11 protein-coding genes are annotated in these 13,334 nt (G+C 47.2%); 5 read left to right on the forward strand and 6 right to left on the reverse strand.

Going from position 1 to position 13,334, the window contains the following annotated elements:
* Positions 1–6: 6 nt before the first annotated feature.
* Positions 7–810, forward strand: coding sequence for an MOSC domain-containing protein (locus XMD530_RS03640; protein WP_173480869.1), 804 nt, complete (start codon positions 7–9; stop codon positions 808–810).
* Here XMD530_RS03640 and XMD530_RS03645 read toward each other — a convergent pair.
* Positions 778–2,706 carry a GNAT family N-acetyltransferase gene (locus XMD530_RS03645; RefSeq protein WP_173506749.1) on the reverse strand — a complete coding sequence of 643 codons (1,929 nt, stop codon included), beginning with the start codon at positions 2,704–2,706 and terminating at the stop codon, positions 778–780. The two genes, XMD530_RS03640 and XMD530_RS03645, sit on opposite strands and share 33 nt — an antisense overlap.
* On the reverse strand, positions 2,706–3,281 hold the full coding sequence (gene smrA, locus XMD530_RS03650) for a DNA endonuclease SmrA (RefSeq protein ID WP_217363561.1): 576 nt from the start codon (positions 3,279–3,281) through the stop codon (positions 2,706–2,708). Before smrA ends, XMD530_RS03645 begins: the two co-directional genes overlap by 1 nt.
* Before the next feature lie 118 nt (positions 3,282–3,399).
* Here smrA and XMD530_RS03655 point away from each other — a divergent pair, with 118 nt between their 5' ends.
* The 4 genes from XMD530_RS03655 (at position 3,400) to nhaD (ending at position 8,237) form a co-directional block, all read left to right on the forward strand.
* Positions 3,400–4,266, forward strand: a complete 867-nt coding sequence (locus XMD530_RS03655) for a hypothetical protein (protein WP_173480866.1) — start codon at positions 3,400–3,402, stop codon at positions 4,264–4,266.
* Positions 4,267–4,270: 4 nt separating this feature from the next.
* Positions 4,271–4,891 (forward strand): glutathione S-transferase family protein, encoded by a 621-nt coding sequence (locus XMD530_RS03660; RefSeq protein ID WP_173480865.1) that lies wholly within the window; start codon positions 4,271–4,273, stop codon positions 4,889–4,891.
* A gap of 162 nt (positions 4,892–5,053) precedes the next feature.
* Positions 5,054–6,811, forward strand: coding sequence for a DEAD/DEAH box helicase (locus XMD530_RS03665; RefSeq protein ID WP_173480864.1), 1,758 nt, complete (start codon positions 5,054–5,056; stop codon positions 6,809–6,811).
* A 181-nt stretch (positions 6,812–6,992) separates the two neighbouring features.
* Positions 6,993–8,237 carry a sodium:proton antiporter NhaD gene (gene nhaD, locus XMD530_RS03670; protein ID WP_173506750.1) on the forward strand — a complete coding sequence of 415 codons (1,245 nt, stop codon included), beginning with the start codon at positions 6,993–6,995 and terminating at the stop codon, positions 8,235–8,237.
* Between the two features lie 218 nt (positions 8,238–8,455).
* Here the strand turns inward: nhaD and XMD530_RS03675 are convergent, their stop codons facing one another.
* From XMD530_RS03675 to cysG, 4 genes are all read right to left on the reverse strand, one after another.
* The gene (locus tag XMD530_RS03675) at positions 8,456–8,734 is read right to left on the reverse strand and encodes a GIY-YIG nuclease family protein (protein WP_371731695.1); all 279 of its coding nucleotides are present in this window, start codon (positions 8,732–8,734) and stop codon (positions 8,456–8,458) included.
* 23 nt (positions 8,735–8,757) lie between these two features.
* On the reverse strand, positions 8,758–10,215 hold the full coding sequence (locus tag XMD530_RS03680; protein ID WP_173506751.1) for a hybrid sensor histidine kinase/response regulator: 1,458 nt from the start codon (positions 10,213–10,215) through the stop codon (positions 8,758–8,760).
* Positions 10,216–10,287: 72 nt separating this feature from the next.
* Positions 10,288–11,658, reverse strand: coding sequence for a hypothetical protein (locus XMD530_RS03685; RefSeq protein ID WP_173506752.1), 1,371 nt, complete (start codon positions 11,656–11,658; stop codon positions 10,288–10,290).
* 241 nt (positions 11,659–11,899) lie between these two features.
* Positions 11,900–13,333 (reverse strand): siroheme synthase CysG, encoded by a 1,434-nt coding sequence (gene cysG, locus XMD530_RS03690; RefSeq protein ID WP_173480860.1) that lies wholly within the window; start codon positions 13,331–13,333, stop codon positions 11,900–11,902.
* Position 13,334 lies beyond the last annotated feature (1 nt).

The following is a 13,334-nucleotide window of genomic DNA, read 5'->3' on the forward strand; positions in this document are numbered from 1 at the left end:
CCAGAGATGAAACTCGTCGACATCATCCGCTACCCGATCAAGTCGGGTCAGGCCGTGCATTTAGAGCAAGCGAACATAGAAACTAAAGGGATCGTTGGCGACCGTCGTTTCATGCTAGCGGAAGAGGATGGGCGGTTTATAACAGCTAGAAAAGATCCGATTCTGCTGGATCTGAACATCGAGTCAGACGGTCAGACTCTCTCTATCCTCTACAAAAACAAGATGATTGCGAAGGGTGATTTCAGCTCATCGGAGAGACTCAGCGTCACTGTTTGGAGTCGGATTACCTCAGTACAACGAATCAGGCTCAATAATAAGACGCTGGATTCCCTGTTCGAACGCAAAGTCTGCCTAGTGTTTAACGACAGTCAGGCAACAGAACTTGCAGAAAAGCGCTATGAGTGGGGCCCAATACTCAGTGATGGTTACCCTATTCTACTGACCAATACCGCCTCACTGGATGCACTTAACCATGCATCAGGCGGGCTGTTTGAAATGGCTCGATTTAGACCTAACCTTGTCATCGACAGTTCAATACCCTGGATTGAAGATAGCTGGAGTCGGTTTCAAATCGGAGAGGCCATATTTGAACGTCGCAAGCCATGCGAACGCTGTGTTTTAGTCACACGCGATCCCATCACTGGATTGAAAGATAGCCATCAGGAACCGCTCCGCACACTGCAGGCAATTCACTCTGGACCGAATGGGGAGATCAACTTTGGCCAAAATATTAGCTTGGTAAAGCCTGGAAAGGTCTCTCTTGGGGATAAAGTGACCCTAGTCGATGAACTGGGACACCCTATGTCGTAAAGCCTTGAGTTGATGCTTGTTCGGTTTAAGTTCAAGGTGACCAACCTCGTTATGCGCAACCCCCTTATCTAACAACTCAATCCAAGGTCTTACTAGTGTGAGTGGCGCACTGCCCTGAGCAAAGCGCTTTAAAGAGTCAATCTGATGAGACGATAAAGCTCTCTGCTCAAGCGTTTTAGGTAGAGCCTCAAAACCAACTGGCATTGCCGACCTCAACTCTCTCTCAATCTCAAATTGATAACGAGAAACTGCCTGCTCGCATAGAAACTGAATATCGTCTGTGGCGTTGGCGTTTAACGCTTTCATAACCAGCAATGCGGGCTCACCCGCCACCGGATCGATACGATCGCCCATACGAATCGCTCTGTAGCCAGAAGCGTTCCAAAACTGCCACACCTCTTGGTATCCAGCAAAGCTAGCTCCCATGAAGTCGATCTGAGACGCAATCGCTTTCGCTTCAATAGAACGGAGCATAGCTGCGGCAATGCCTGATCTTCTGAAATCTGGCACGACCGCAATACGTGCAATTCGCCAGAAGCGCTTGGTACCTAGTGTGACCATACCCTCAGAGAATATGAGTGTTTGCGGAAGTAGATTGCCATTTGGCCGTCGAACACCCTGAGCGATCGCCTCAGAGAGCTCAGCAGACAGCTCACCCTCTTCTGAAATCCACGCAACACCAACCAACACTCCGCCCTGCACTGTCACGAAAATAGATTGCCCTGGGGAGTCGAGTAGAACTCGTAGGTCGTTGGGTGAGGTTCGGTAGTGAGCTAGGTGTAGAAGCTGATAGATCGCCTGTAATCGATCAGGATGGCTAACAAGGCCATCGAGTTCTAAACCATACACGCAGTCATCAAAGCCTGAGAACGCCTTAGACGGCTCGCCTTCAGTCAGAAACAGCAGTTCATTGATCGTCTCTTCAAGCTGATCCCCTTGAGACCATCGAACCGGTTCAGCCAGCTGGGAGTAGTTAACACCCTCTCGCTGTAGACCCAAACGTTGTAGAAAACGAAGAGAGAAACCACGCCCAAATCCTTCATAGCCATTAACCGTTGTCGAGACTGCTAGATGATTGGCAATTTCAACCAGTTGATCAAGCAGAGGCGTTGCAATCGCGGCGGCTTCATCAATCACCAACAGTCGAATATCGGGGTTGGTACGCAGCTCCTGTAAGGCTTCAGCAGGATGGAGGAAGCGCGGCTGAAACTCATCGCTCTGCTGATAGAGAGAGTAAACGGCGCGCTTATCCGGTGCCGTCACAATGACCTGATTGGACTCCCAATCAGACTGTTTTAACGCATGGCCCAAAGCTGAGGATTTGCCGCGACCTCTGTCTGCTGTAATAACTCTGGTAGAGGTCGATAGAGACCAGTCATCAAGCAGGTTATCCACCACAGCCTGTTGGTCAGCAGTTAGGGCTATTGATTCAGATAATTGAGTGCTAGTTGTACTATTGAGCTCGACGGCGTCAATATCACAAATAATATTACTACTATGATTTAAACTATTGATTAATAATTGTATGTAGTTTGAATAATAACTTTCAGACTGCCCCAAGGCTTGTAAAAACGGATCAGCATAATTGGGCCAAACAGACGCTTTAGGAGTGATCAAAATCAGTACACCAGGAGCCCGAACAAGGCCCGCCCCTTGGGCCAGAGCATTAGGTGTGAAGCCGTCAAAAGCATTGAAGATAAGGTAGTCAATGGATTGACCAAGCTCTGTCGCTAATCGATCGGCTCTAATCGAACTAAAACCCTCTTGCGACTGACCGACTAACAACCCTTTCATAGAGTTGAGAGGGAGTTGATCCTTAAGCTGATTGATCGCCTGACCTGCCTCTACTTCTGACTCACACTGAAGCCAAACCAGTTTTCGATCGTTGATGGCCACTATCGATGACGCTCTAGATTGGCGAGGCGCTGCTCTTCATTCTTACGTAACAACAGATAGATCGCTGCAAGACCCCCATGCTGGGGCTGACAGCTATGAAAGGCTAACACCTCATCAATGTTTGGCAGCCAGAGTGTCAGTGCACTTTTCATCTTGTTCTGAGGTGCCTGCAGATGCTTGCCACGTCCATGGGTAATCATGACTGTGCGTAGACCCAATCGGTAACACTCCTTTACAAAATTAGGCACCTCTTCACAGGCCTCAGAGAGCGTTCTGTTAATCAAATCAAGGCGCGCATCGACAGTGTATTTACCCAAACGGAGATTGCGATAGACCCCCTCTTGAACGCCATCGCGTTTCCACTCGACAGGGTCCAAGGGGTTCAACAGTTGATTGTCAGTAAATCGAAAGCGCTCATCAACCCCTTCGGCCTCACGTCGACGCTGTTCAAGAGCCTGCATATCACCACGTCTTAAGTGCTCGCGCGCAGAGACCTTAGCCTCTGCCTTAATCGGTTTAACTCCTTCACCTAGCATTAACGATGTGAAATCGTTTGTAATCTCTTGATCAGACACACTCATTACCTCAAAACCGGCAGAAAGACTTTAAACCGGTCAATAAAGTGATTATTGTTGCTGTAATAACGAATAACAACCCTGATTCGAATCAGTCGCCTGTTAAGGACACACCACTATGCAACGCGTCATTATCGCTCTTATTCTGATTATCATTGCAGTATCGACTTACCTTTTCCTGAACAAACCGGAAATATCCACTGACTCCCAAACCGGCGAAAGTGTGCAACCACAAAGCACCCCCTCACAACAGCCCCTTGCAGAGACAGAAAAAGCGGCCAAAAAGGTCATTAAAACACTGACCGAAGAGACCAAAGATGAAGCGCTCGATATTAAACAAGCGAATAACTTTGTTACCGGTGATCAACTGCTAGAACTACCCAACATGAAGAGTGAGGCCGCTCAAGTAGAGACCATTCAGACAGCTATGGAGGCCGCTGATGAGGCTCAAACCCAGGGTGTACAAACCTCAACCCTTGTTGTGAAGCAGCCACTCGTCAGCAATGAATCGGTGAAGCCTGATCAGATGATGAAACTCATCTCTGAAGACAATGTTATCAATACCAAAACACTGTCACCCGGAGACAAAATTCGTCTTAAAGAGCTTCTATCTAATCCCGACATCGCTGCCGGCAGTGTCTTCTACATTCATGCGGTAACCCCCAACGACATGCAAGGGCTCTGGGGCATATTGCAGCGTGGCCTTACCAACACCTTCCGTGAAGGGATCAAGCTCAGTGGTGAGAACGGACAAACGCTCATCGCAGAGATTCCAGAACTTGCTGACGAAGTGCTTGAGAATCAACGCTCCTCTTTCTTAGGCGAGTTCCTCTACTCTAAGGTGAACGACATCTACATTTACAACTACCAACAGGGAATGCTGGGTCAGGATCCAGACCTGATTAAACCCGGTCAACAGTTGGTGATTGTTAGTTATAGTGAAGAGGAGCTGATTAAAATTTACCAACACTTCACACGAGGCTAATCAGATGATCGATTTCTACACCTGGGGCACACCAAACGGCCATAAGATCCGAATCATGCTTGAAGCCTGTGGTTTCGAATATCAACTCCATAGAGTCGATATTCTTAACGATGAACAGTTCAAACCTGAATTTCTAGCCATCAGTCCCAACAATAAGATACCCGCCATCGTTGATCATGATGGTCCTAATGGCGAGGCTATCTCCCTATTTGAAACCGGTGCTATCCTGCTCTATCTCGCCGAGAAAAGTGGCCAGTTTATGCCCACAGAACCTAAAGCCTACTGGCAAGTGATGCAGTGGCTAATGTGGCAGATGGGTGGATTTGGACCTATGCTTGGACAGGCACATCACTTCAATAAATTTGCACCGGAACCTATCCCCTACGCGGTTGATCGCTACTGCAAAGAGGCGCATCGTCTTTGGGGTGTTCTGGATAAACAATTGGAAGGACGCGACTTTGTTTGTGATCAACTGTCGATTGCTGACTTCGCAATCTTTCCATGGGCAAATCGCTTTGAATTTCAAAAAATAGAACCTGATCAATACCCCAATGTGGCCGCTTATATTGAGCGAATGAAGTCCTTTGACTTTGTCTCTAAAGGGCTAGAGATGCCTAGCACATAATGTTCAGGCCCGCTTTCATGGCGGGCCTTTTTGTTGTTTAAAAAATAAACAGCTGGCTTATTAGCCTAAAGTCTGTATAATTTGCGCCTCTTTCAACGATCCTCCACCTGCTTTTGACTTATGGGCCGCGGGTAACGGGATCCCCTAAAAGCAGGAAATCTGATGTCTGATACTGATCAGCCGATCACATTTAGTGATCTTGGCTTAAGCACGCCTATTCTCGACGCACTCTCTGACGTAGGCTATGAAACACCTTCTCCTATCCAAGCCGGCGCTATTCCAGCCCTTCTTGATGGCCGTGATATTCTAGGGCAAGCGCAAACGGGTACTGGTAAAACAGCCGCCTTCGCTCTGCCGCTTCTACAGAACGTCGATACTAGCAAGATCCACCCACAGGTATTGGTACTTGCTCCAACTCGCGAACTCGCCATTCAGGTAGCTGAAGCCTGCGAAAAGTACTCTAAGTACATCCCTGGTCTACGTACACTATCAATCTATGGTGGACAGGGTTACGACACACAACTTCGCTCTCTACGTAAGGGTGTGCATGTCATTATTGGTACACCAGGCCGTGTCATGGACCATGTTCGTCGCGGCACTCTTAGCCTAGACAAACTAAAGTGTTTGGTACTGGATGAGGCGGATGAGATGTTACGCATGGGTTTTATTGACGATGTAGAGTGGGTGCTTGAACACACGCCACCTACTCGTCAGATCGCACTCTTCTCGGCGACGATGCCACGTGAAATTAAAACGATCACTGAGCGTTACCTACAAAACCCTGTGCACGTAAAGATTCAAAGCAAGACTGAGACAGCCAGCACCATTCGCCAGCGCGTTTGGGAAGTTCGTGGCCTCTCTAAGTTCCAAGCGTTAACTCGCCTACTCGAAATGCATGAGCACGACGCAGCACTGATCTTTGTTAGAACTAAGACAGCGACTGAAGAGCTATCAGAACAGCTTATTCAGGCAGGCTTCTATGCAGCTGCACTGCACGGTGACATTCAGCAAGCACAACGTGAACGCGTTGTAGGCCGTCTAAAGTCTGGCAAACTTGATGTTGTCGTGGCGACCGATGTCGTAGCACGCGGTCTTGATGTTGAGCGTATTAGCCACGTTATTAACTTCGATATCCCTTACGATGTTGAGTCTTACGTACACCGAATTGGTCGTACAGGACGTGCAGGTCGTCAAGGTGATGCGGTTCTTTTTGTGACTCATCGTGAGCGCCGCTTGCTTAAGTCGATTGAACGCCACACGCGTTCAACACTTGAAACACTTGAACTTCCCGATGCTAAAGCTCTGAACCAATTGCGTTCACAGCGCCTAAAAGAGCGTCTTGTTAATGCGATTGATAAACCACAGACGGCTGACTTCCATAACCTGATCACTGAACTAGTGACAGAGAGCGGTATCACAGCCTCTGCCCTGGCCGCTGCTGCACTTCAGCTTATCTACAAAGATAAGCCCTTCTATCTTGATGAGAAAGAGCCCAGCTTTAAAGAGCGCCCACGTCGTGAACGCTCTGATCGTGGCGAGCGCGGTGAAAGAGGTGATCGTAAACCTCGTCGTGACTCTGGTGCAGACGAAGGTAAGACCCGTTACTGGATCGGCGTTGGCCACCAACAAGGCGTTAAGCCGGGTAACATCGTCGGTGCGATCGCAAACGAAGCGAATATCAGCAGCGATCTGATTGGACGAATCAGCATCAGTGAGAACTTCTCAACGATTGATCTTCCAAATGATCTTAAGCATGCACAATTGAAGAAAATTGCTGATGCTCGTGTCTGCGGCAAACAGTTGTCGATTCGCCCATGGCAGGATGAGATGTCAGGTAAACCAACGCGTCGTAAAGGACCACCGCGCGACCGCAACAGCAAACCTAAAGGCAATCGCAAACCACGCGCAGAAAAAGCCTAACGGTATCCGATACTCAGCCTAAGGGGCTGAGTATCCTCCTTTACCCAACTATAAGCTTATGCAAAACCAGTCTTAAAAACCGACCTAATACGTTGATTTATTAATAATCAAATCCAACTAAAGTAGTAAACTGACGATCCTTTAGAGGCACAGCTTTGCCAATATCTGATAAGGATTATCTATGCTCCACTACACTCTCATCGCTTTTGCTCTGATTGCACTGTTAGCCATTGTGTTTGAAGAGGTAATTCATCTGAACAAAGCGAAATCGACTCTGTTTCTAGGCACGCTCTCTTGGATATTGATCTTCCTGTTTCCTGAACAAGGTGTTACGCCTGAGCAACTCAGGGGTATGCTCAATGAAAACCTTTTAGATATCGCAGGGCTTTGGCTATTTTTAATGTCCGCGATGACCTTTGTCGCCTTTTTAAACCATCAAGGACTGATTGAGACGCTTATATATAGACTACTGCCCAGTCAAATCAGTGAACGCAAACTCATCTTTCTGGTCGGCATCTTCTCCTTTGTCTTTTCAAGTCTTTGTGACAACATCACAGCCACCCTGGTCTCCATTGCCTTGGTACTATCGCTAGGTTTAGAGAGACGAAAAACCCTTAGACTCTCTGTGCTGGTTGTATTTGCAGTCAACTCTGGTGGTGTATCGCTGATTACCGGCGATGTGACCACATTAATGGTATTTCTAGCCGGCAAGGTAGAGATTACTGACCTACTGCTACTTTCAGTACCAGCCTTCGTAAGCACCATGCTGTTAGCGGCCATGCTCTCTAAACCCTTGGTAGGTCAGGTGATTATTACCCCTACCCCACGCAAGGACGACAAGGTCGGTAAAGTCATTGCAGTTATATTTCTAGCAACCATTATTTCGACCATTATTCTCAATATTGTTGCGGGCATCCCACCGGTTTTGACCTTCCTTTTTGGACTATCCACCATGTTTCTGCTGGGCCGTTTTCTCTACGAAGAGGACACTCGTGAAAACCTGTTGGACTACGTTAGACGCATCGAGTTCGATACATTGATGTTCTTTTTGGGTATTTTGTTATTGGTGGGGATGCTCAAAGAGATTGGAACCCTAGACAGTTTAGTAGGCATCTATCAGGTCCTACCCATCACCGTTGCAAACTTTGCGATGGGTGTCTTCTCAGCCTTTGTCGATAACGTACCTTTGACAGCGGCACTGCTCAAATCTGGAGTAGAGATGTCAAAAGCCGACTGGTTATCCTTAACCTATTCTGTGGGTGTTGGGGGTTCGCTGCTGGCAATTGGGTCAGCAGCCGGCATCGTTGCAATGTCTAAAGTGGATATCCTAAATTTCGGAAGCTATGCACGTTACGTCGTCTATCTATCGATTGCATTTTTAGTTGGTTACCTGAGCAGTTATCTTTTAGGTAGCTATTTTGTTTAACGCGGAATGAAAACGGGCGACACTCTTACTGTTAACCATAACTTCTAAACAGTGAGTTGCCGCCCGCTTGGCCGAAAGCAATATTTCGACTCGTAATACCCTTCAAACCCGGGCCAGGCAAGCCAACTGCTGGATATCAGCTTCAGACTTTTCACTATTCAGTTTAGACCCATGGGTCTGGAGTTCAACTGAAAAAAATTCCATTCAGTTAGCTAAGATCATCCTAACTGACACGACCCTATTAATTGAGTTTTTTGCTGTAAAGTCATCCGCTTAATTGCGTATTCGCGCTGCGTGGCACTTGAACGATCTGCATGTTGCTCATGCCAGATAAGCTCCACAGGTCGTCTAGCTCGTGTGTATTTAGCGCCCCCAACCAGTTCACCATTGTGTTGACGGAGTCGTCTAGTGGGATCCGTGGTTACCCCTGTATAGAGGGTTTTATCGGAACAACGAACGACGTAAACAAACCAGTGAGACAAGCCAATCGCACTCAATAAAGATTAGAGCCTAGATCTAATCACACCCTTAGCTGTAACTGCAACAGAGCGTTTTGCAAAGATTCAGAGGTGATCGGTTTACCCATAACGACATCAGCGCCAGCCTTTAACAACAGATCTCGTTCGTTACCGACCGTTGCGGCGGTTACTCCTAACACCTTCACATCACTTCCTGTCGCACGAATCGCTTCGACCAACTCATAACCGTTCATCTCCGGCATAAAGATATCCGTTATGATCAGATCCCATTTCTGTTCATTAAACAGATCTAGAGCCAGTTGGCCATTTTCCACAAGAACAGGGTTAGCCCCCAATTTTTGCAGTAAGTTTTCACTAAGCTTTCTGAGCATCAAATTGTCTTCTGCCATCAAAACACTCAATCCCTCGAGTGAAACCATCGATGCTGTCTCATCCGGGGTTGCTGACTGCTTAGGCTCAACCGGCATATTGATTGTGAAGCAAGCACCTCCTAGCGCCTCACTCTCTTTTACATTCAGAGTTCCGCCATTCGCTTGAATGATCTCACGACAGATTGAGAGCCCTAATCCGGTTCCATCCGCATCTGTATCGCCTCTTTCAAAGGGTTCAAAAATCGACTCATACTGAGAGGTAGGAATACCACGACCATCATCTTCAACAGAGATACGAAGCTGATGCATAGCCCCCTCATCGGCTGATGAAGGAGTAATTACTTCGACCTGAACTTGAACCATACCTCCTTGCCCGTGCACAACGGAATTCTTAACCAAGTTGGTTAAAACCTGTCGAATACCCCGCTGATCGAGATTGAATTGATGACCTGCCATATCATTCGATTTAACCGAGCATCGAATCTGTTGATTATCGAGCATCGTTTTAAGTGGTGTCAGTGATCGCTCTACTATCTCTATAGGACGAGCATTAGAGAGCTCTCTCTCTTGAATCAGTTCTGGTTCAACCACCGATCGTAAATCATCCAATACCGCTAGCAGATGCTGACTGGTAGAGCGAATATCACCAAGTGACTCTGTAATCGCCGCATTGTCCGCTTCCAACATCATATTCAGTGCCGCAGCCGGTGTTCGAAGTTCATGACCAATAACAGCAAACATCTGTTTCTGTTTTTGCAGCGTCTCTTCTAACCGTTTAACAGCGAGGCTGCGCTCAGTAAGCGTAACCTCCAGTTGATGCCTTAGCAGAACATCATCTGTACGATTGATGACTGCGCCGCTAAACCCCTGCAACACACCCTCTTTCACTTCAGGGCGGGCATTCAACTCAAGGTAACGCCTCTCTCCAGAGGGGAGTAACAACTCTCTCTGAATCTTTTGAAAGTTGTTTGATTGCCAATTGAGGAGTCGATTTTTAAGCTGATCCTCTCCACTATCCGCAGCGATACGTGTGTTGATATCCTCTTGAGTAATTGTTGGATACTGATCTTTAGGGAGATCATAAAGGGATCTAAAGACATCATTCGCCGTTACGACACCGTTAATCAAGTCACTGTGAAAGAGTCCTATATCACCATATTCAGAAACATCGTTAAGCTGCTGCAGTACTTTTTCAGTCCGTTAGACCGACTCTGCAAGTGCCAGCTCCTTCTCTTTAATATCCGTTACATCCTGTGACAGCTGAATTCGAATCAGTTCACCCTTTGCATTGGTGTGCTCCGCAATCGTCGAATTTCTAACCCATTTAGTTCTATTCAACGCCTCTATGAAGAGCGGGTACTCAACGACCGATCCTATTTGAGTAAGCGCTTCTGTAATTTGATTGCGATATCTAGGCTCAGTAGCATTTAATCTAGCCTTACCGACCAATGGAGCAACATTCTCATTAGGGGGTTCAATTATCCAATGAGCCGTCTGATGATTAACGTTCTCCTCTATTAGCGCTAATTTAGAGGTGGTTAATGCTAAATGGAGTTGTCTGTCTAGAGCCTCTATCTTGGATAGCTGACGATTTCGAACGGTTAACTGACGCCAAATCCACCAGGCAAACAGAGCTGACAACAGTGCAACAATCAATAAGAGTAAGCCGATGTATGTCTGAACGTGTCTCTCGGTAAATATAGAGAGAGGCTCATTGATGATTGTGACTGGCCCCTTAAGATTGGACGTATCAGCCTGCCAACGCTCTAGCTCGTTGTAATCTAGAATGAAGCGCTTTTTAGGTGGTTCATAACCTTCAGATTGACCATAAGCCAATAGTGCTATCTTTTGACCCAGCTCTTTAGAAAGGGTCATATAGCCACCTAAACCACCGGCCTTAAGGCTTGAACTCTGCATCGATATCAAAGGGGCTACATCAAGATCAACGATCGGTTTAATTAGCTGTACCGGCAATCCATCATCCGAGACCGAACCAGCACCACGCCCTACCCATAAAATGACTCGATCTGCAGGAAGCTGTTTTAATCTGGATAGGGTCTCATCAAAACTTAACGACTCATCAAGTAGGGTTAAATCAAACTGATCAGCAAAGTTAAAATCCCATAGATCTTCAACCTCTACTCTACGTGAGGCTGGGGCAAGAACAACCAACTCTTTGATGTTTGGAAATAGCCTTGGGATTGAATCCAGCGTTTTCTCTAGATCAAACAGCTCCCCTTTCGAAAAACCGGGAAGTGCAGACATGTTGGTGTTAACACTAACAACGTCAATTGCATTGGGTTGCTTACTGGAGAGACCCTGAGCGACTCGCAGGGCAAAATTGCCTTCGGCGATGATCGTCGCGGGTAGTTTAGGGTAATTTTTATAAAGGGAATCGATATTGTGACGAAGGTAATCCGGCTCACTTCTGAAAGCATCCAATCGGTGGATGTAAACCTCTTTTTTGAATAACTCAGATTGATCAAACAGCAGCTGATACTGCTCATCAATAAATCCCTGAAAAACCTCTTGCTGAAAAGGGATCTGTTCGTGGCCAGTAAACAGAATCATTATCCGATTAGGATCCACTGGCTTATGGGACGCCGAAGTCGCTGTTAATGGGATTGAGATCAGTAGAGAGAACAACAACTGGGATTTAGCTTTTGCAAAATATTTGCAAAACGCGACGCATAAATAAAAACAATAGTTCAGCATGAATAATCCAACACCTAACCTAAACAGTTTCGAGCATCATTAACTTTGATGCCTATCTACTGTGGGTTAAGCAAAAGCCATGCCAACCTACAAACTATTAAGCGGAAAGTTGCTGTACCTGCTCTAAAGCATGATTAGCCTCTTGATGAACCTCACCAAACCAGGCCAGTTCTGAGTGAAGCTTAACCACCTCGCCGACGATGATGATGGATGGCGCGGGAAGTTGGGCACTCTCTTGTAGATCGGATATTGTCGATAGTGTACCGGTTAACACTCTTTGATCCTTACAGGTACCACGAGAGACAATGGCGACCGGTGTAGAGGCTGAACGACCCGCACCCATCAATCCCGCAGAGATTTCTGGCAAAGTGTGCAATCCCATATAGAAGACCAGCGTCTCATTCGTAGCTAATAGATCTGAGAAATCTAATTCTGCTTGTCGGCTCTTTAACTGCCCGGTTACAAATCGAACGGATTGAGCAAAATCGCGGTGAGTTAAAGGAATACCCGAGTAACTACTGCAGGCACTGGCCGCTGTAATGCCTGGCACTACCTGAAAAGGCACTCCCTGCTCTGACAAGGTTTGAAGCTCTTCACCGCCACGGCCGAAGATGAACGGATCCCCCCCTTTTAGGCGGACCACTCGCTTACCCTGTTTCGCATGTTTGACTAGCAGCTCGTTAATCCCCTCTTGTGGCAAGGTATGTTGATCACGGCGTTTACCCACAAAGATTAAATCGGCATCTCGACGACAAAGATCCACCACCTCCGGTGAGACCAAGGCGTCATACAACACCACATCGGCCTGCTGCATCAAACGCAGTGCTTTAAAGGTCAGTAGTTCAGGATCCCCTGGCCCTGCGCCGACCAGATAGACTTCACCCATTGGTGCTTTATCTTCGGCCGCTTCAATCGCTGACCTAAGTAACTGCTCAGCCTCATCTTGCTGTTCTGCAAATACCTTTTCGGCGACAGGGCCTGACAGTATCTTCTCCCAAAATAGGCGACGACCATCAACGGTGGAAAATTTCTGTTTCACCTGCTGTCTAAACCGTCCCACCAATGCACCTAAGTCGGCATAGCCTTGAGGGATGAGAGTCTCCAGTCGTGCTCGAAGATTTCTCGCTAAGACCGGTGCTTTACCCGCCGAAGAGATACCGACAACGATTGGGGATCGATCGACAATAGCCGGAAAGATAAACGTACAGAGTGCAGGACTGTCTACAACGTTGACCGGAACATTAGCAGAACGCGCGTCAAAAGAGATCGACTCATTGAGCGACTGATAATCGGTCGCGGCGACGACCAAGACTCTGCCTTGCAGTAGAGATTTACGATACTTACCTAGCTCAACCTGACCACCCTTCTGCTCAACCAGCATTTTCACCTCTTCACACACCTCTGGTGCTATAAGATGAATGAGCGCGCCAGCACGTGTTAATAGCCGTGCTTTACGCAAAGCCACGTCGCCGCCACCTACCAGTAGAACAGGTCGGTTTTTAAGATCAAAAAAGAGCGGTAAATATTCCATA

This window comes from Marinobacterium sp. xm-d-530 (assembly GCF_013283365.1).
Lineage (GTDB): Bacteria > Pseudomonadota > Gammaproteobacteria > Pseudomonadales > Balneatricaceae > Marinobacterium_E.